A 20255-nucleotide genomic window follows, 5' to 3' on the forward strand; every position below is an offset into this window, starting at 1 on the left:
AGGCACCCGGAAAACGACGGAACAACGGCTTTTGTCCGTGGTACCGACTCTATTTTTTATGCAATTCATCCAGCAATGCCTGTGCCTCTTTTTGCTGTTTTTTATTACCGAATGTTACGACTTCCTCCAGTGATTGCCGCGCGGAATCGAAGTCCTCCATACCGATATAGGTTTTAGCCAAGGCAAGCAGTGTATCAAGCGCCTGTTTGCTCTTCACCAGTTTTCTTCCCGACTTGTCTTCAATCCCGGATGGCAAATCCGATTCCGATTCAACGCGATCCTTTTTTACGCTTTTCTTTTTGTGATCTTTTTGATCATCATCGTTTTGAACGGCTTCGGGCTTTTCGTCGAGTTCCACCAAATCCTCAAATTGGACGGACTCAGGTATCTCTGCCGCCGGACTTGCCGGTGTTGAATCATCATCCATTTTCTCGCCTGTCTCCGTATTCTCTTTCAGCATATCTTCTATTTCTTTCGTCGACTCATCACTCAGGCTTTCTTCCTGTAACGATAATTCCAATGCCAAATCCTTATCCGGCTCGATATCCCTTGTCGTTTTCGCAGGTTTTTTACCCTTGGTCTCCATCTCTGATTCAGCCGGCTTTTCTTGGGGCTCGCCGGGTAACGTATCCAACTCCAGTTCATATTCCAGTACATGATCATCGGATTCCGCTGGCCTGATTTCCTCTTTCTTCTGCAGGGAAGTACCATTTTTTTCATCCGATCCGGCATCCGGTTCAAAGGCAAGCGCGTTATCGTCTTTTTCATCAGGCTTGGTGTCGCTCACATGCGGCACACTATTATCACTCGCTTCATCAGGTTTCGCGTTACTGTCAAACGACAGGGCGTTATCACCGGACGTCTGCGACTTTTCCTCCTCCGATTTTTCGGATTTCCCCTCGGCAATACCCTTATCAACCTTGTCAGCACCAGACTCGGAACCGGTTACAAATTCAAGACCTTTATCATCTTCCTGGCTAACCGGAGGCGCTGTTTTTTTGCCTTGCTTGTTCTGCTCGACGATTTCATTGAGGCTGGGTTCAAAATCAAGAACATAATCCTCAGGTTTTTCTTCGGCCGGGGCTGTATCCTGCTGATCTGTTACGGTCAGTTCGGTTTTATTTTCCACAATCTCAAAATCTTCGTCCCTCAATTCGCCAGCCAGAGGATCTTTTTCAGGCGGAAGGGAATTGGTCTTGGCAAGGTCGCTCAATGGTCGTTTGTAAGTTTGCTTCCTCTCATCGGAAACCTCTTCTTCATTATCCGCATCGGAACCGACATGGCCCTCCTCATTGTTTTCCCCGGTCTTTTCCTCCCCCGCAGTCCTTTGTCCGGATAATACTGAAACCGGTTCTTCGGAAACATCGGAAGCAGGTTCCTGTTTGTCTTTACGAGGAATGGGTAATTCATCTTCTCCGGCCAACTCCGATGATGTCAGCAATGTTTCTAATGGGGGTAGTGTCGAGGACGTCTTCGCTTTTAAAACCTCCTCTTGCTTCGCATGCTCGCTATCCTCTGTGGAAAGTACGTTACTCTTCTCCGATTCGGGATAACCGGTAATTTCAACATGGGCGCCTTCCTCTTTATCCGTTTCCTCTGTCGGTTTGACAGGCAAATTCGGTGCTGGTGCTGGTATTGAGTCGCCGTTATTTTGATCAGGTTTTTTATCCTGTTGTAGAAAGAACCGCCAATACACAAAGCCACCGGATCCTGCCGCAACCAGGATCAACAGTACATAAAGCCACAGATACGATGATTCTTCCTCGAGGGGTTGCGAACTGGTTTGTGCCGCTATCGCCTGGCGTTTTTTAAGAATCATGCGAATTTGTTCACGCAGTTGCTGGATATCCTTGTCACGCGCCTCCATTTTCTGCTGCAGTAGATTATTGTTTTCCTGCAATGTTTTTAATTGTTCCTTCAATTGTGAGTTATCCATTTGTACCGAATCTATGGCCGCGGTTGTAATATCGATTTGCGCTTTGATCTTCCTCTGTTGTTTGACCGGTTCATCCGCAGTGGAGGTAGGCTTTTTACTGTCTTCGCTACCTGACAGGAATTCGTTGGCGGAAGAAAAAATGCTGGTAAAGGCATTATTCGATACGGGTTTTTCCTGTAATTCAGGCTTTTCCTGTAATTCAGGTTTTTCCTCATTGAAAACAGGAGCCTGTGGAATAGAGGAAGAAAAAGCTTGTGTCGCCTCACCTGCCGGTTTCGGTTTTTTGGCAAATTGCGACATACCTTTTTCCCCATTAATATAAGGGGGCAACAGAACATGCCTGATTTCCGTTTTGGTTTGCCATGCCACATCATGGGCTTCCACTTCCTTGATAGCCAGCTCGGCGGGAACTTTACTGACTTCCTCGCTGGATGGAATGAGTAAATGCTCGCCGCTCTTCAAACCATTCAGGTTACCTTGGGTAAACGCCTGTGAATTGGTACCCACAATGGCGAGTATTACCTGCTGAATAGACGTACCCGGCGTGGTATAGCGCTGGGCTATTTGCCATATATTCTCATTGGCCAGGGTCGGGCCGTATGTAGCCTTCTTGCGGCTTTTAACCTCCTCGGCCTGCTGATCAATCACATGGGCATAGAGTGGTTTACTGACGACGCCGCGTTGTTTTTCATAAGCACCGCCTGATTTGATTCGCACCGCGGTACCGGTCGCCCTGGCAGGGCCGCTTAGCTTATAATCCGGGGGATCGAGAAGAACGGTGTAGGCGCGGTAGAGTTGTCCGTTTGACCAGGCAAGATCAACCAGAATTTCCAGATAAGGATCATCGATTCGTTCACTGGAGGTTATGGAAATAACCGGCTTGCCGTTTTTATTCTTTTTTACCGTGAGTTTTAAAAGGGATAAAACAGGATTGCGATCCAGTCCGATTCGCTCAAAATCCTCCAACGCTGCCACACTGGCTTTGATACCAGGCAGAGGAACGTCCACATCAATCAGATAAATTTCCGCTTTGAAGGGTTGATTCAACGAAGAGTCCACCATCATGTCGCCCATGCCTAACGGAAAAGCAGCATAAGGTAATGACAGTGCCAGTATCGCCGCATACAAAGGGGTTTTTTTCAATCTGCGCTCCCTGCACGGAACTATTAACTTGCTAATTAATAGTTAAAAAAATAGCATCTTCATTAGTGGTATTCAACAATTTAGCCGACAATAGCGCAGAATTGATCACCAAAAAATCATAAAGGATAATAATAAATCCAGGGTTGTTGACACGCCTTTCTCTTTCAGACTAAAAAATAAAACACGCCAGGATTGCATATGAGCCGGGTCTATTTCATAATCCAGACCAGCTTTGCCGGTTTTATACCCAGGAAACTTCAAAATGCGAGATTTATGCTATCGATTTTGTCGTAAAATTATCCCAGGCTCTGTGAACCAATTTTTTCGCAAAGCCTAACTTAAGACCTAGAGACGTATTCGATGACAGCATCAGTTTTAGACGGTAAGCAACTTTCTTCCCTGAAAAGAAATGAAATAAAACTGGCTATAGAGGCCATGGCAAATGAAGGATACAGGACGCCCGGGCTGGCGGTGATTCTTGTAGGCAATGATCCGGCTTCTGAAATTTACGTGGCCAATAAACAAAAAGCCTGTCAGGAAGTCGGCATTAAATCCTGGTCTTACAATCTTTCTGACGACACCACCGAACAGGAACTGCTTGACTTAATAAACAAATTGAACAACTCACCGGATATTGACGGGATCCTTGTGCAGCTTCCTCTTCCAAAATCCATGAACACCCACCATATTATTGAATGTATTCACCCCCATAAGGACATTGATGGTTTTCATCCCTACAATGTTGGTCGCCTGTCTCAACGCCTGCCTCTGTTAAGGCCATGCACACCTTACGGCATTATTCAGTTACTGGAAGCCTATAATATCCCCTTGAAAGGTATGCACGCAGTCGTCGTCGGTGCTTCCAATATAGTTGGAAGACCCATGGCTCTGGAATTATTAGCGATTGGCTCGACCGTTACTGTTTGTCACCGTTTTACCAGAGATCTGGAAAAACACGTCCGTTCGGCCGAACTTCTGATTGTAGCAACGGGACGGCGTAACATAATCAGCACGGAATGGCTGCACAGCGGACAAATTGTTGTGGACGTCGGGATCCATCGCCTGCCCAACGGCAAATTAACAGGTGATGTCAATTTTGATGAAGCGGCCGCCAAAGTGGCATGGATTACACCCGTACCAGGAGGCGTCGGACCGATGACTATTACAACCCTTCTGCAAAACACGCTTTTTGCGGCGCAGAAAAATCTTTTTCCATCAGAATAGTCAGGAAGGAACTGTTCTCACTCAAGTTAACAGACTCCTTCCCGATAATCGTGGCTTTCAAAGTGCAGTTTGCCGTCTTTTACTTTCAATGTGACATGGCCGCCATTTACCAGTTTACCAAACAGCAGTTCATCGGCCAGCGGTTTCTTGACATTTTCCTGGATTAATCTGGCCATTGGTCGAGCACCCATGGATTTATCATAACCGTGTTCGACTAACCAGTCACGTGCCGCTTGATCGACTTTGAACGTAACACCTTTATTACTCAACTGTTCATCCAGCTCCATAATAAACTTGTCCACAACCAGTCCGATAGTCATGGTATCGAGCGGCGCGAAATTAATAATCGCGTCCAGTCTGTTTCTAAATTCCGGACTGAATTGACGTTTGATGACTTCGAGACTGTCGTTACTGTTGTCCTGCAGGGAAAAACCAATGGAATTTCTGGTGATCTCACTGGCGCCGGCGTTACTGGTCATCACCAGAATCACATGCCTGAAATCAGCCTGGCGGCCGTTGGTGTCGGTCAAAGTACCGTGATCCATAATCTGTAACAGGAGATTAAAGACATCCGGATGCGCCTTCTCAATTTCATCAAGCAATAGCACGGAATGCGGGTTTTTGGTAACCGCCTCGGTCAATAACCCCCCCTGATCGTAACCGACGTAGCCGGGAGGCGCACCGATTAATCGGGATACGGTATGTTTTTCCATGTATTCGGACATATCAAAACGAAGCAACTCAATACCAAGAACATTGGCTAGCTGTTTGGTCACTTCCGTTTTTCCGACTCCAGTAGGGCCTGCGAACAGAAAACATCCAACCGGTTTTTGCGGCTCACGTAAACCGGAACGAGCCAGTTTGATGGCGGAAGCCAGGGCGGTTATCGCATCATCCTGGCCATAAACCAGCAATTTCAGATCCCGCTCCAGATTTTTCAAGGTATCCTTGTCTTGTGCTGACACTTTCTTCACCGGTATGCGGGCAATTTTAGCAACAACACTTTCTATTTCAGCCACGCTGATGATTTTTCTACGCTTGTTCGCTGTAAGCAGGTTCTGATAGGCGCCTGCCTCATCAACGACATCAATGGCTTTGTCGGGCAGAAAACGATCGTTGATGTATTTTGCGGACAGCTCGGCAGCCGCTTTTAAAGCAGGAATGGAAAATTTGACACCATGGTGCTCTTCAAGCCGGCCTTTAAGACCCTTGAGAATTTCAAATGTTTCGTCCACGGTCGGTTCTTTAATATCAATTTTCTGGAAACGACGGGCAAGCGCCCTGTCTTTTTCAAAGATCCCCCGGTATTCCTGATACGTGGTGGAACCGATACATTTTAGTTCCCCGTTCGCCAGCAGCGGTTTAATCAGGTTGGACGCATCCATAACGCCACCGGAAGCGGCGCCCGCACCTATAATGGTGTGAATTTCGTCAATAAACAATACCGCGCCTTCCTGGCTGCCTAATTGTTTGAGAACCGCTTTCAAACGTTTTTCAAAGTCGCCACGGTATTTGGTACCGGCCAGCAGCGCCCCAAGATCCAGGGAATAAACCACGCAATTCTGAATGGACTCGGGAATTTCCCCATCCACAATACGTCTTGCCAGACCTTCTGCTATAGCTGTCTTACCGACTCCCGCCTCACCAACAAGCAAAGGATTGTTTTTACGTCGTCGACACAAAACCTGTATGGTTCGCTGGATTTCTTCATGGCGGCCAATCAATGGATCGATTTTTCCCATCCTGGCCCGTTTGTTTAAATTCATGCAATAGCTTTCAAGCGGCGATTCGTTCCCCTCACAAGCCATCATATCTTCGTCCATACCGGAATTCATACCGTCATTCATTTCATTATTGTGGTATTTGGATACGCCATGAGAAATATAATTAATGACGTCGAGACGGGTAATATTTTCTCTTCTTAAGAAATAAACGGCCTGACTTTCCTGTTCACTGAATATGGCCGCCAGTACATTAGCACCGGTAACTTCCGTTTTTCCCGCGGACTGAACGTGGAATACCGCGCGTTGTAATACTCGCTGAAAGCCCAGGGTAGGCTGGGTTTCCCGATCAATCTCGTCTTCAGGAATTCTTGGTGTTGTTTCATCAATGAATTCAATCAGATCACGACGCAAGGAATCAATATTGGCGTCACAGGCCTGCAACACGTTGCCGGCCGCCGGATTATCGAGCAATGAAAGGAGCAAATGCTCAACCGTCATAAATTCATGACGTTTCTCTTTCGCTTCCTTAAAAGCCAGATTTAAGGTGAATTCAAGTTCTTTGTTTAACATGTTCGTTGCTCCTCTCAATCCACCACCACTTATTCGGGTTCCATGTCGCACAACAGCGGGTGTTCGTTCGCTCGGGCGTAATCGTTAACCTGAGCCACCTTGGTTTCCGCGATATCTCTCGTAAACACGCCACAAACACCCCTTCCAACAAAATGAACTTGCAACATCACCTGGGTAGCTAGTTGCTCACTCAAATGAAAAAACCGCTTCAACACATCCACTACAAATTCCATAGGCGTATAATCGTCATTGAGCAGGATGACTTTATATTTTTTAGGCTGTTTAATCGCAGGTTCCGCTTCTACTTCCAATTTCCTGCGTTCAACAATTTCCTCTAAAAACTGCCCACCCATTTTCATACACCCTTTACTAATTTTATAGACTTACAACAGGCTTTTGGCCAGTAAAAACATCAATTAATTCATGAAAAAATCAAACCTGGTAATGATTATTACCAGCTTGATTACATTACATTCACTCTTTCGGGAAATAAACTATTGTTCTCTTAATTATTATAGCGTTTATATCGCTTGTTACGGGTTCCGTGAACCCATCCCCCGACCTGCCAACCGCTTTTGGCTCATATTACAGTGTGGATTACCAGTTCCCGCAGCCCGTCATGAAAGAGAAGCCGTCATGCAAGATAGCGTTCACTCGGGTAACCACCCCCTTCTGCTGGCACAATATTGGAACATGAAACCCGTAATACGGCCGCAGGCCTTCTTGCGGGCTACTGTTTTTTCGCAAAAAAATGGTGCCGGATCCAAGTAAAATATTGACGAAGCACCAGGCGCTGTTAAATTTTTATTCACGAAGCGACCAAATAAAAACTCAACAACGCCGTTTTGGTTACATATGATTAATAACCGCGTCTGCGAAACCTGAACAACTCACGCGCGTTGCGCCGCTCATTAAGCGCTCCAGATCATACGTGACGGTTTTGGCTTCGATGGCTCCTTCCATTCCCTTGATAATCAAATCCGCCGCTTCAGTCCAGCCCATGTGGCGAAGCATCATTTCAGCGGAGAGAATCAATGACCCCGGATTCACCTTGTCCTGCCCCGCGTATTTGGGTGCTGTGCCATGCGTCGCTTCAAATACGGCAACATCATCACTCATGTTGGCGCCCGGAGCTATACCAATACCCCCAACCTGAGCAGCCAATGCGTCTGAGATATAATCACCGTTCAGATTCAATGTGGCAATCACACTGTATTCTTCGGGTCGCAACAGTATTTGTTGTAAAAAAGCATCCGCGATCACGTCTTTGATAATAATGGGTTTTCCTGTTTTGGGGTTTGTTACTTCCATCCAGGGCCCACCCTGATATTCCCTGGCGCCAAACGTATCACGAGCAACCTGATAGCCCCAGTCCTTAAACGCGCCCTCGGTAAATTTCATAATATTCCCTTTATGCACCAGGGTCACTGAATCACGCTCATTGTCAATCGCATATTGTATAGCTGCTTTGACCAGACGGGTTGTTCCTTCTTTGGAGACCGGTTTCACGCCTATGCCGCAATTCTCGGGAAAACGGATTTTTTTCACTCCCATTTCTTCTTGCAGAAAATGAATCACTTTTTGTGCTTCAGGCGTATTGGCCTGCCATTCGATACCAGCATAAATATCTTCGGAGTTTTCCCTGAATATAACCATATCAACTTTCCATGGTTCCTTAACCGGACTGGGCGTGCCGGTAAAATATCTTACAGGACGAAGACAGGTGTACAGATCAAGTTCCTGGCGAATCGCAACATTTAATGAGCGAATCCCCCCGCCAACCGGTGTTGTCAAAGGACCTTTGATGGCGACGACAAATTGTTTCATGGCGTCCATGGTTTCTTTCGGTAACCATTGGTCTTTGCCATATACCCGGGTTGCTTTTTCACCGGCATAAATTTCCATCCAGGAAATTTTTTTCCTGTCGTTATAAGCCTTGGCCACCGCGGCGTCAACGACACGTAACATAGCCGGCGTCACATCAACGCCAATACCGTCCCCTTCAATATATGGAATTACCGGACAATCAGGCACATTGAGTGAAAGATCGGAAGCTACGCTGATTGTTTTTCCTTGCTCGGGAACATTAATTTTATCAAAAGTCATGGACAACTCCGTCTTGATTAGAGTCGGTAATAATAGCATGCTAAAATGCTTTGTCCCAAATGAGAATCACGGCATAATGACATTTTGTCAGGTTCATTCGTTTTATGAGTTCAAGCAAGCTGTTACTTTTCAACAAGCCCTATGGCGTCGTCTGTCAGTTCAGCGGTGAAGGCCATGAGCAAACCCTGGCGGATTTTATAAAAATGCCCGGATTTTACCCGGCAGGACGCCTGGACAAAAACAGTGAGGGATTATTGCTGTTGACGGACGACGGTCGTTTGCAGCATCAGTTAAGTCATCCCCGCTTCAATAAGTTAAAATATTATTGGGTGCAAATAGAAGGTATTCCGGAAACAAAAAATCTGCTTCCCTTGCAACAGGGATTGATTACAAATAACGTGCGTTATCTGCCGGCTAAAGTACGAATAATCAATGAGCCGCCGGTATGGCCAAGAACGCCTCCTGTTCGATTTCGAAAAACCGTACCCACTTCCTGGCTCGAAATCATCCTTGGAGAGGGGAAAAATCACCAGATCCGAAAAATGACGGCAGCCATCCACTTCCCGACCTTGCGATTAATTCGCCATCGCATTGCAGACTGGTCGCTGCAAGACTTAAAACCGGGGGAGTATAAAATAGTCACCGCCTGATAATGCGCGCTTATTATTTCCCCGGACGGGAGATTCTTATAAAAATCCGTAGCTTTGAAACCGCGCAGTGGATTGCGAGATTCCCGGGCTTGTTTTAAAACGTTGATCCCGCATTACGACTGTGCCTCCATGACGGGCTACAGGTTTTTACCTTTTCTGGCGTAAAGCCTGCCAGCACTCAGGTTTTAGTATGGTTATTCATAAGCAAGGTTTCCTCCAGCGCCAACCTTATCCAGGGCCAGAACAAAACACTCAATAATCCGGTTCCAAGCACACTGAAAAAACTTACGTGATAGCCCAGAAACGCATCGATCAATAACACAATCATCTGGTAAAAAGCACAAAGAATTCCAATTAGAGTCATTTGCTGCCCAATCGGAAACACATAAAAACGTCTGGCCTTGCTGTTGGCCAACCAGCTGATCAGACAAAGAGCAAAAACATGCTCTCCAATCACGGAGGACAATAGGGTATCCAGTATCAGCCCAAGGAAAAAAAGCAGAAACACTTTAAAATAATCCGGCATGTAAAACTGCAAATATAAAATAACCAGCAATACCCAGGGAGGCCTGATACTGACAAATAACTCTGGCAACGGCATGATGGTCAGAGTCAGCGCCGCAAGAAGAACCAGAACCAAACGCCATTTCACCAGGCTCATGTCGGAACTCCCAGTACTCTCCTTCGCTCATTGATCTGTGCGGTTAACATGGCTTGTTCCTTATCCGGCCAGATGAGTAACACCAGGCGGCTACGGTTTAACAGGGCGACGGGATTTACATCGACCTTGATAAACGCTTCACCCGACACGCTGGTCACTTTCTCCACACGCCCGACAGGATATCCTTCAGGATATAGACGACCCAATCCGGACGTTACCAGTAAATCGCCTTTGCGAGTCGATGATGTTTTTGGCAAATTAATTAAAGACAATTGATCCAGATTATTAGTTCCTACCAGTATGGCCCGCTCACCTGTGCGGTTATTTCTTACCGGCACAGCACACTTGCCGTCAGATATTAGCAATACGGTGCTGGTCATATAGCCAACGTCAATGATTTGCCCCATCACACCTTTGGCGTCAAGCACCGGCTGACCGGTATAAACCCCGTCACGTTTTCCCTTGTTCAAAATAACCAGTTGGCGGGAAACGCTGGTATCTACCGCCAGTATTTGCGCCGCCATAGCTTTCATTCCCGCCTTGGATGAAGTGAGCAGCAATTCCTTCAGCTGGGAGTTTTCCTCTTTGATAATCATCAATTTTTGCAACTCGGCCTCGAGCATGGTTTGCTGATAACGCAATTCCATATTTTCGTTTATCAAAAAAGTTTTGGAACTGACTAAAGATTGCACCCATCCTATAATCCGCACCGGATAGTCAACCAGGTATTGCACGGGGGATACGAGAAATGAAAAACCACTGCGCACACTATCGAGATAATGATAATGATAATCGGAAAACATCAGGCAAATAGACAGCGCGAGAGCAAACATATACGAGACGGTTCTATGCTTGCCCTTGGCAAAAAGCTTGTTATTTGAATTATTCGGTTGAGAGGAAATCACCGCCACGTAAATCCATTGTTTCCAACGCCTTGCCACCACCTCGCGCTACGCAGGTTAAAGGATCTTCTGCCACCAGCACCGGTAGACCAGTTTCCTCCATCAATAAGGTGTCCATATTTTTTAACAACGCTCCGCCGCCGGTCAATACCATACCGCGCTCGGCAATATCAGCGGCTAATTCAGGCGGCGCCAGTTCCAGAGCCGCTCTTACCGCACCTACTATACCTGACAATGGTTCCTGCAAGGCTTCAAGTATTTCCGCGCTGGTCAAGGTAAAGCTTCGCGGCACGCCTTCAGCCAGATTCCGGCCTCTGACCTCGATTTCAAAAAGATCACGACTCGGAAAGGCAGAACCAATTTCATGTTTGATGCGTTCGGCCGTAGTCTCACCAATCAATGTGCCATAATTGCGACGAACGTAAGACACGATGGCATCATCAAATTTATCACCGCCAATGCGAACGGATTGATGGTACACGATACCGCTCAGGGAAATAATGGCCACTTCCGTCGTGCCGCCACCAATATCAACCACCATGGAACCACTGGCTTCCTCAACCGGCATCCCGGATCCCAGGGCGGCCGCCATGGGTTCTTCAATCAGAAAGACTTCACGAGCTCCCGCGCCCATTGCCGATTCGCGAATGGCACGCCGCTCCACCTGGGTGGAACCACATGGCACACAAACCAATACCCTGGGACTGGGACGTAGAAAACGGTTTTCATGCACTTTATGAATAAAATGCTGCAACATTCTCTCCGTCACTGAAAAATCAGCAATCACGCCGTCTTTCATCGGCCTGATGGCATTGATGTTGCCGGGAGTCCTTCCTAGCATGCGTTTGGCTTCAAGCCCTACCGCAGCAACACGTTTTTGTCCGGATTCATTTCTGATGGCAACCACAGAAGGCTCATTTAAGACAATCCCCCTGTCCCTTACATAAATAAGTGTATTGGCCGTACCCAAATCAATGGATAAATCATTGGAAAAAACGCCCCTTAATTTCCTTAACATGTGCAACACTACCTCGTTCTTTTTTTGCACTGTACTTTACCCTAAATTCACATGAAAATCGACATATCTTTGTGAAGATATCTATAAACGGGATAAAAAATTATTCGAAACTGCTATCCATTATTGATCTGGTTTTAAAATTGATTAATTTGCATAAATTTAAGATCATAATTGTGAGGTTCCGTTTTTTTACAAAAGAACCATAGCCTGTAAGGAGGTCTGCGGCCGTTCATGTGCCAATATCGTAGCAGGTGAACAGGTGAGTAACCGAGTGAATGTTTTCCCGCATTTCGGGTTCGCCTTCATGAGGGGCTACAGGGGACTATCCCACTGTATTTTGCCCACATAAAAGACGGCTTACCGGCTCTGTTTTTTTGAAATAAAATTGTTTGGCTCGTCGGAAGCGTCGGGCGAGGCGCCCGACCTACCAATTTTCAGATGGGATAAATGCACAGAATATGGGCAACCCAACAAAATAATTCCAGTTGTTACTGGAGTGTAAAGACCCGCTCCAGTTCCGCACGGAGCCGATTGACGAATGACTTGCCAAGCCCAGGCACGTGGCTCAGTTCATCCAGTGATTTGAAATCATGATGTGCTTCACGATATTTAACGATGGCTTCCGCCCGCTTTTTACCTATACTTTTAATGGAGTGAGTGAGTGTTTTAGCATCCGCCTGATTGAGGTTGATTTTCGCCGAAGCACTAATTTTCCCGGTCTGGGAGGGTTCCTGATGAGTCACCGCATGTACGGGCAATGCCAATAACAGACATGATAATACAACGGCAAATACATTTGCTTTCATAAATTTCTCCTTTATTTGATTGGACCTGGCGGCTACACACCGCGCTAACCTCCTGCTATTTTCCTTGGCAGGAGGCTCGGGATTATGTCAAAAACCACATGGCCTGTCGAGAGATTTTCATAAAAAATGACATAAAAATATCATTGGAAACAATTAATTGCGGGTTTTATCCCGGTTAAGATAATGCTGGTGCAAAACATAGGTTACACATGCGGTTAATTTCTTCACCATGTCCAGATGTAAAAATTCATTAGGCCCATGGGCATTGGAATGGGGGCCTAAAACACCAGTGATCATAAATTGGGCGTCCGGGAATTTTTCACCCAGCATCCCCATGAAAGGTATCGTACCACCCTCACCCATATACGCGGCCGGTTTGTTGTAAAAAATCATGGATGCATCATCAACCGCTTTTGCCAGCCACGTTGCCAAAAGCGGAGCATGCCACCCCGTTGCCCCGTCATCAATACGAAAATCGACTTTCGCCTGATAAGGCGGTTGTTGTGTCAGACATCGTTTCATAGCCTCGGATGCTTTTTCAGGGCAAACCAGAGGAGGGATCCGCATGGATAATTTTAGTGCCGTTTTTGGGCGCATGACGTTTCCGGCATCGGCTATGGACGGCAATCCCGCGGCACCGGTGATGGTTAAGGCAGGCCGCCATGTACGATTCAGAATTAATTCGGATTTTTCCATACTCACCGGCATCACTCCTTCATGGAATGGAAAACTGGTATAAATGGCCTCTCCCAGAATATCCGCACACTGGACAGCCTGTTCAACCCGTTCTTGTGGAATATCACAATAAAGTCCGGGCAGTTTGATGTCACCCGTGCGTTCGTCCTCCAGACGACCCAGCAATTCCCGCGCCACGCGAAAACTGTCAGCGACGACACCGCTGGCACTACCGGAATGCACCCCTTCCTCTATTAATTCCACGGTCAATTCACCAACCACATTCCCCCGCAAGGACGTGGTCATCCAGAGTTGTTCATAATTTCCGGCTCCGGAATCCAGGCATATCACCAAAGAAGGTTTTCCGATACGATCTTTCAAGGCATCAATATAATAGGGAAGATCATAACTGCCGCTTTCTTCACAGGCTTCAATAATAACGACACAGCGAGCATGCGGCAAACCATGCTTTTGCAGCATATTAATGGCCGTTAGGGAAGCATAGGCGGCATACCCGTCATCCGCACCTCCGCGGCCATACAGTTTCCCGTCACGAATAACAGGCTCCCAGGGACCCAATCCTTCCTGCCATCCACTCATTTCGGGCTGTTTGTCCAGGTGGCCATAAAGCAGAACGGTTTCATCCGAGGCTCCGGGAATCTCCATAAACAAAAGCGGTGTTCTTCCTGGTAAACGAATCACCTCGTGAAGCATACCAGCCGGCGCATGATGTTCGCACCAGGCACTGACGTGTGAAACCGCCTGTTCCATAAAACCATGTTCTTGCCAACGCTTATCAAAGTGGGGGGATTTGTTGGGGATCCTGATGTATTCCATCAGACTTGGCAAAATGTCCTGTTGCCAGTATTGTTCAATGTCTTCAGACAGCTTCCGGGGATTCAGCATGCAATTGCTCCTTGATAATACTTACTATTTTCAGAACCGCCGATTCAATATTTAATGAATTTATCCGGGTCATAATCTCATCACGTCTTGCATTGACGTCTTCAATCGCGTTTAACAGGCTGGTTGCCGTTAATTCTTCTTCAGGAATAACCACGCTGATACCCTGCTCACGAAAATATTCAGCGTTCTGGATCTGATCACCACGACTGACTTTCGCAGAAAGGGGAATGAGAATATGTGGTTTCTGCAAGGCAAGGATTTCATACAGCGCATTAGCTCCAGCCCGTGAAATGACCAAATCACTGGCCGCAAACAGATCCGCCAGTTCATCCGTGGCGTACTCCAGTTGAAAATAATCGGATTTCCCGGCCAGGGCGGGATCCGTTTTGCCCTTGCCGCATAAGTGAATAACCTGGAATTGGGCTGTTAAAACCGGTAACGCTTCCCGGACAGCCTGATTGATCGCGTTAGCCCCCATACTGCCGCCAATCACCATAAGACAGGGCTTGTCACCTTGAAAACCGCAACGTTCAAGACCGCGTTGCCTGTCTCCCTGAAACAGTTGCTGACGGATAGGCGTTCCGGTAATTGCCACTTTATCCTGATTCCTGAAGTGCTTTTTCGCTATGGCGAACGTCACACAGATTTTATTGACAAAGGGAAAACCCAACCGGTTGGCCAGTCCGGGACTAATATCCGACTCATGCGCCACCACCGGAATCCGGTTCAGCCATGCCGCCACAACAACAGGGAAGGCAACAAATCCTCCCTTGGAAAAAACAACGTCCGTTTCCAGACGGCGAAGCAGACGAAAAGCCTGAAAAATACCAAGGAGAACCTTAAACGGATCCAGAAAATTATTCCAGCTGAAATAGCGCCGTAATTTTCCGGCACTGATGGCGTGGAATGGAACACCTGTCGATGCGACAATCGTTTGTTCAACACCCATTGCCGAGCCGATGTAATCAATCGTCCAGTCCTGCGATTGCAAGTGCTCAATCAACGCCAGATTGGGGGTCACATGCCCTGCCGTTCCACCGCCAGTCAATACCAGTTTTGCATTCATTGCACTTCCCTGATTAGTAAACTTAAATCAATGGCACGGATGGATTTGGTTAATTCCCCAACGGAGATAAAATCCACCCCGGTCCGTGCAATGTCCCTGATATTCGCCAGAGTCACGCCTCCCGACGCCTCCAGCTGACAGCGATAAGCCTTGTTTATCGCTACCGCTTCCTGCAATTGCGGCAGGGAAAAATTATCCAGAAGAACACGATCCGGCCTGGCATGTAAAGCTTCCTTTAGCTCATCTGTGGTTTCAACCTCAACCTCGACATGCAATTTTGGATGCGTTTCTTTCGCCAGTCGCACGGCATCGGTAATTGAGCCGCAAGCCTTGATATGATTTTCCTTAATTAAATAAGCATCGTACAAACCAAAACGATGATTACTTCCACCGGCGATGGCAACGGCATATTTCTGGGCGCGCCTCAAACCGGGTATTGTTTTACGCGTATCAAGCAGTCGGGTACCGGTTCCGGCAACCTGCTCCAGAAAAAAATGCGTTTTGGTCGCTGTGGCCGATAAGGTTTGCAAAAAATTCAATGCGGTACGCTCTGCGGTTAGTATATCCTTGCCACACCCCTGAACCCGGCACAAGGTAGTCGGCTCGGCAAGCCATTCACCCTCTTTCACCAGCCAGTGCACGCCGATATCGGGATTGATCTGCGCAAACACTTCGTCCACCCAGGGTTTTCCGCAGACCAGCATGGGTTCCCGCGAAATAATCTCCGCTGAAATTCGTTGTTCGGGAGGCAGCAGTAAGGCCGTGACATCGCCTTCGCCAACATCCTCTGACAGAGCGCGAGCCACATCGGCGATGATATCCGGGCGCGGCTCCATCATGCTTGCGCATCCTTTGGTGATTTGGCGTATTGAGCCTTAAGCCAGGGCGGAGCAAGAAAGGTCGTCACGATGACCATGAGAATAATAGCTGAAAACAACTGATCATTAATAACACCCAATGTTCTTCCTATGGAAGCGAACACCAGGCCTACTTCACCACGCGGCAACATGCCTATGCCTATCAGCAAGCGGTTGTCTTTTTTACTGCCTCCCAAACCACTGACCAATTTACCAACGATAGCCGCTACAATCAAACCGGCGGCCATCAAAAGGACACGTCCGTCAAAAAACGTTTCCAGCTTGACCTGGATCCCTATCAACATAAAAAACAAGGGTGCCAGAATAGCTTCAAAGGGTGAAACCAGATCCTTGATGTCAAAACGGCGTTTTTGAGTTTTACCGTCCGTTTCAAAATAACCGTCGTGGAGAATTAAACCTGCGGCAAAGGCACCCATAATGGAAGCCAGCTGCATCAAGGTAGCCAACCAGGCTAACCCCATAACAAAAACAAATGACACGAACAGCTTTGCTTCCCACAGTTCAAACAAACCGAACAATTTAATCGACTTGCTTAAAATCCACGGTCCGACCAGTAAAACGACAATAAAAAACAAAGCCGCTGAAACAACCACTTGCAGCACTGTCATCATGTCAACTTCTCCGCTGACCACCACACTGCTGACAATCGCCAGAATAACCAGACCCAGAATATCATCAAGCATGGCGGCGCCGAGGATGGTTCTCGCTTCGCGGGTACGCAATTTTTTCATCTCAGCCAATACTCTTGCCGTGATGCCTATACTGGTCGCAGACAAGGTAGCCGCTACAAATAAATCCGCCTTGTAGGATGCTTCAGGCAATATTAAATGAGCTATGACAAACCCGAGAATTATTGGTGCCAGAACACCAATAACAGCTACTCTTACGGCCTCCGAACCGGTCTGCCTGAGATCTTTTACAGAACTTTCCAACCCCACCATAAACAGCAGAAAAATAACACCATAGCGGGAGAATATATCCAGAACATATCCCACTTTAATGATTTCAAACCCGTGACTACTGCTAAGTGCGTCCGTAATCTGTTTTGCATAGAACGGATTGGCTATACTGTCGCTGACGGCTTTGCCCAGAGGCATGCCATGAAGCATATCCGATATAATATTAAACACCGAGGATCCTTCACGCAGCACTATAAATAGCTGCACGCCGAAGTAATAGCACAGATTGCCGACCACAACGCCCATAATGAGCTCACCGAGCACACCGGCCTGATGAAAGCGCTTGGCAATATAACGGCCAAGAATGGATAGCGAAAAAATTACGGTTACCCATAATATGACGGCGGACACCGGATCATGCTCCTGTCCCGCCACAGCACCGGCCCATCCCCAAAGGGGATAAAAACAACCGGCTGCAAGAATTGGTTTAAAATATTTTTTCATACATTCTGCCTGGCCAGAAACAAACAGGTTTCAAGTACGGAGTCAGGGTTTAAGGAAACACTGTCTATACCTTCCTGCATCAACCACTGAGCGAAATCCTGATGATCCGAAGGACCTTGTCCACAAATGCCAATGTATTTTCCGGCTTTTTTACACGTCGAAATGGCCATATGCAGTAAAATTTTTACCGCTTCATTTCGCTCGTCAAACTGGGACGCAATCAATCCTGAATCACGGTCCAGGCCAAGAGTCAGTTGCGTCAGGTCGTTTGATCCGATTGAAAATCCGTCGAAATACTCCAGAAATTCGCTGGCCAATAACGCGTTGGAGGGCAACTCACACATCATAATGATTCGCAAACCATGCTTGCCACGCTCCAACCCCTGCGCTTTTAATACGTCAATAACCTGACTCGCTTCAGAAACGGTTCGTACAAACGGAATCATAACCTCAACGTTTGTCAGCCCCATATCCTCGCGCACCCGGCGAACCGCCTTGCACTCCAGGGCAAAACACGCTGCGAAGTCCGGAGAAACATAGCGCGACGCACCACGAAAACCAAGCATGGGGTTTTCTTCATCCGGTTCGTAGTATTGGCCGCCAGCCAGATTGGCATATTCATTTGATTTAAAATCCGACAAACGGACAATAACCGGTTTGGGATAAAACGCGGCGGCAATGGTCGCTATCCCCTCTTTCAGGCGTTCAATATAAAATTCAATCGGAGAATCGTACGCCATCGTTTTTTCATCAATGGTTTTTTTAAGTTGCTTATCGGTCAGGGTATCGTATTCAAGCAGTGCTTTAGGGTGAATACCGATAGTATTGGAAATCAGAAACTCAAGCCGCGCCAAGCCAACCCCTGCATTGGGCACGGATTGAAAGGCGAAAGCCCTTTCAGGATTGCCGACATTCAGCATCACCTTTATCGGCAACTCAGGCATGGTATCCACATCAAGAGTCACTCGATCATAAGCTAACAACCCCTGATAGATATATCCGGTATCCCCTTGCGCGCAGCTGACGGTAACATCATCCCCATCATGTATGGTTTTGGTGGCATCGCCGCACCCCACGACAGCCGGAATACCCAGTTCCCGGGCAATAATAGCCGCATGGCATGTCCTGCCGCCACGATTGGTCACGATGGCTGCAGCCCGTTTCATGACCGGTTCCCAGTCAGGATCCGTCATATCCGTAACAAGAACATCACCGGGCTCAACGCGGTCCATTTCATGGACATCCTTGATAATCCGCGCACGTCCCTGGCCAATACGCTGCCCGATACTGCGACCTTCCGTTAAAACGATACCCTTGTCTTTCAGTGAGTACCGCTCAAGAATACGGGAATTACCGCGACTTTTAACCGTTTCAGGCCTGGCCTGCAATATGTACAGCTTGCCATTTTTTCCGTCTTTGGCCCATTCGATGTCCATGGGACGTCCGTAATGATCTTCTATAATGAGAGCCTGACGTGCCAATAATTCGATTTCATCGCTCTTCAGGGAGAAACGTAACCGATCGTCGCCATCAACTTTCTGCGTCCTGACGGTTTCGTGACTGTCCGGATTATCATCGTAAACCATCTTCAATGCCTTGCTTCCCAGAGTCCGGCGGATAATGGCCGGTTTCCCGGATCGCAAGCCGGGTTTATGAACATAAAACTCGTCCGGATTTACCGCGCCCTGCACCACCATCTCTCCCAAACCATAGGAAGAAGTTATAAACACCACCTCGTTAAAACCCGACTCCGTATCCAGAGTGAACATCACACCGCTTGCGGCGATATCGCTGCGAACCATTTGCTGGATACCTGCCGAAATCGCGACGTCCTGATGAGCAAAACCATGATGAACCCGGTATGTAATGGCCCGATCATTAAACAACGAGGCAAAAACCTGTTTTATCGCCTGTAATACGCCGTCAATATCACAGACATTCAGATACGTTTCCTGCTGGCCGGCAAAGGACGCGTCCGGCAAATCCTCAGCCGTCGCCGATGACCGTACCGCCACCGTAAAGTCATCATGGCCAATAGTCCTGGCCAGTTGCGCGTACGAGGTTCGGATGGCTTCTTCAAAGTCCGGGGAGAAAGACGCTTTTAAAATGAAATCACGGATGGTTTTGCCAACTTGGGTCAGTTGCGCGATATCTTCAGGATCCAGTTGACCCAGTAACTCGTATATTTTCGTGTCAAGATGATTTTGAGATAAAAAAGCGCGAAAGGAATCGGACGTCGTTGCAAATCCGGCAGGTACCATCACGTCCGCTGCCGATAAATGACTGATCATTTCTCCCAACGAAGCGTTTTTCCCGCCCACAAGTTCAATATCCCGCATCCCTAATTGCTTAAAATCAATCGTATGGACGTTATCAGTCATAACCACTCCTATACTTCAAAATGAGGGATATTCTACTTAAATTGATCCGGGAAGTGAATGAAAAAAAACCGGCTCACGAAAACACCTGTTTACGGCACTGGAAATCGCCAACCACATTGGCCGGATTTCCGTCCGATTCGGGCCGTGACATCATGTCGCGAGGGCGTGAAATCATATTTTACACCACAGAATGGCGATAATCGTCT

General features: G+C 47.4%; 15 protein-coding genes. 2 read left to right on the forward strand and 13 right to left on the reverse strand.

What is annotated here, in order from left to right; translation table 11 throughout:
* Positions 1-49: 49 nt before the first annotated feature.
* On the reverse strand, positions 50-3079 hold the full coding sequence (locus tag CKW05_RS08835; RefSeq protein ID WP_058484185.1) for a FimV/HubP family polar landmark protein: 3030 nt from the start codon (positions 3077-3079) through the stop codon (positions 50-52).
* A 360-nt stretch (positions 3080-3439) separates the two neighbouring features.
* On the opposite strand from CKW05_RS08835, the gene folD reads away from it, so the two are divergent.
* Positions 3440-4303: a bifunctional methylenetetrahydrofolate dehydrogenase/methenyltetrahydrofolate cyclohydrolase FolD gene (folD, locus tag CKW05_RS08840; RefSeq protein ID WP_058484184.1), complete on the forward strand. Its 864-nt coding sequence runs from the start codon at positions 3440-3442 to the stop codon at positions 4301-4303.
* A 26-nt stretch (positions 4304-4329) separates the two neighbouring features.
* Here folD and clpA read toward each other — a convergent pair whose 3' ends face one another.
* From clpA to icd, 3 genes are all read right to left on the reverse strand, one after another.
* Positions 4330-6597 (reverse strand): ATP-dependent Clp protease ATP-binding subunit ClpA, encoded by a 2268-nt coding sequence (clpA, locus tag CKW05_RS08845; RefSeq protein WP_058484183.1) that lies wholly within the window; start codon positions 6595-6597, stop codon positions 4330-4332.
* A 29-nt stretch (positions 6598-6626) separates the two neighbouring features.
* Positions 6627-6950 (reverse strand): ATP-dependent Clp protease adapter ClpS, encoded by a 324-nt coding sequence (gene clpS, locus CKW05_RS08850; RefSeq protein ID WP_058484182.1) that lies wholly within the window; start codon positions 6948-6950, stop codon positions 6627-6629.
* A gap of 496 nt (positions 6951-7446) precedes the next feature.
* The gene (gene icd / locus CKW05_RS08860; protein ID WP_442911350.1) at positions 7447-8742 is read right to left on the reverse strand and encodes an NADP-dependent isocitrate dehydrogenase; all 1296 of its coding nucleotides are present in this window, start codon (positions 8740-8742) and stop codon (positions 7447-7449) included.
* Between the two features lie 65 nt (positions 8743-8807).
* On the opposite strand from icd, the gene CKW05_RS08865 reads away from it, so the two are divergent.
* Positions 8808-9353 (forward strand): pseudouridine synthase, encoded by a 546-nt coding sequence (locus tag CKW05_RS08865; protein ID WP_058484179.1) that lies wholly within the window; start codon positions 8808-8810, stop codon positions 9351-9353.
* 178 nt (positions 9354-9531) lie between these two features.
* On the opposite strand, the gene mreD is transcribed toward CKW05_RS08865, so the two are convergent.
* The 9 genes from mreD to ppsA form a co-directional block, all read right to left on the reverse strand.
* A complete protein-coding gene (mreD, locus tag CKW05_RS08870; protein ID WP_058484178.1) occupies positions 9532-10014 on the reverse strand; it encodes a rod shape-determining protein MreD in 483 nt (160 codons plus the stop codon).
* Positions 10011-10919 carry a rod shape-determining protein MreC gene (gene mreC / locus CKW05_RS08875; protein WP_058484483.1) on the reverse strand — a complete coding sequence of 303 codons (909 nt, stop codon included), beginning with the start codon at positions 10917-10919 and terminating at the stop codon, positions 10011-10013. The genes mreD and mreC overlap by 4 nt, the downstream gene beginning before the upstream one ends.
* On the reverse strand, positions 10897-11934 hold the full coding sequence (locus CKW05_RS08880; protein WP_058484177.1) for a rod shape-determining protein: 1038 nt from the start codon (positions 11932-11934) through the stop codon (positions 10897-10899). The genes mreC and CKW05_RS08880 overlap by 23 nt, the downstream gene beginning before the upstream one ends.
* Before the next feature lie 488 nt (positions 11935-12422).
* Positions 12423-12740 (reverse strand): ComEA family DNA-binding protein, encoded by a 318-nt coding sequence (locus CKW05_RS08885; RefSeq protein ID WP_058484176.1) that lies wholly within the window; start codon positions 12738-12740, stop codon positions 12423-12425.
* A gap of 153 nt (positions 12741-12893) precedes the next feature.
* Positions 12894-14321, reverse strand: coding sequence for a M20 family metallopeptidase (locus CKW05_RS08890; protein WP_058484175.1), 1428 nt, complete (start codon positions 14319-14321; stop codon positions 12894-12896).
* Positions 14296-15387, reverse strand: coding sequence for an undecaprenyldiphospho-muramoylpentapeptide beta-N-acetylglucosaminyltransferase (locus CKW05_RS08895; protein WP_058484174.1), 1092 nt, complete (start codon positions 15385-15387; stop codon positions 14296-14298). Before CKW05_RS08895 ends, CKW05_RS08890 begins: the two co-directional genes overlap by 26 nt.
* Positions 15384-16226 (reverse strand): carboxylating nicotinate-nucleotide diphosphorylase, encoded by an 843-nt coding sequence (nadC, locus tag CKW05_RS08900; protein ID WP_058484173.1) that lies wholly within the window; start codon positions 16224-16226, stop codon positions 15384-15386. The genes CKW05_RS08895 and nadC overlap by 4 nt, the downstream gene beginning before the upstream one ends.
* Entirely contained in the window at positions 16223-17668 is a 1446-nt protein-coding gene (locus CKW05_RS08905) for a cation:proton antiporter (RefSeq protein WP_058484172.1), read from the reverse strand. Before CKW05_RS08905 ends, nadC begins: the two co-directional genes overlap by 4 nt.
* Positions 17665-20049 (reverse strand): phosphoenolpyruvate synthase, encoded by a 2385-nt coding sequence (gene ppsA, locus CKW05_RS08910; RefSeq protein ID WP_058484171.1) that lies wholly within the window; start codon positions 20047-20049, stop codon positions 17665-17667. The genes CKW05_RS08905 and ppsA overlap by 4 nt, the downstream gene beginning before the upstream one ends.
* Positions 20050-20255 lie beyond the last annotated feature (206 nt).

It is taken from the genome of Legionella spiritensis, assembly GCF_900186965.1.
In the GTDB taxonomy this organism is placed as follows: Bacteria; Pseudomonadota; Gammaproteobacteria; order Legionellales; family Legionellaceae; genus Legionella_C; species Legionella_C spiritensis.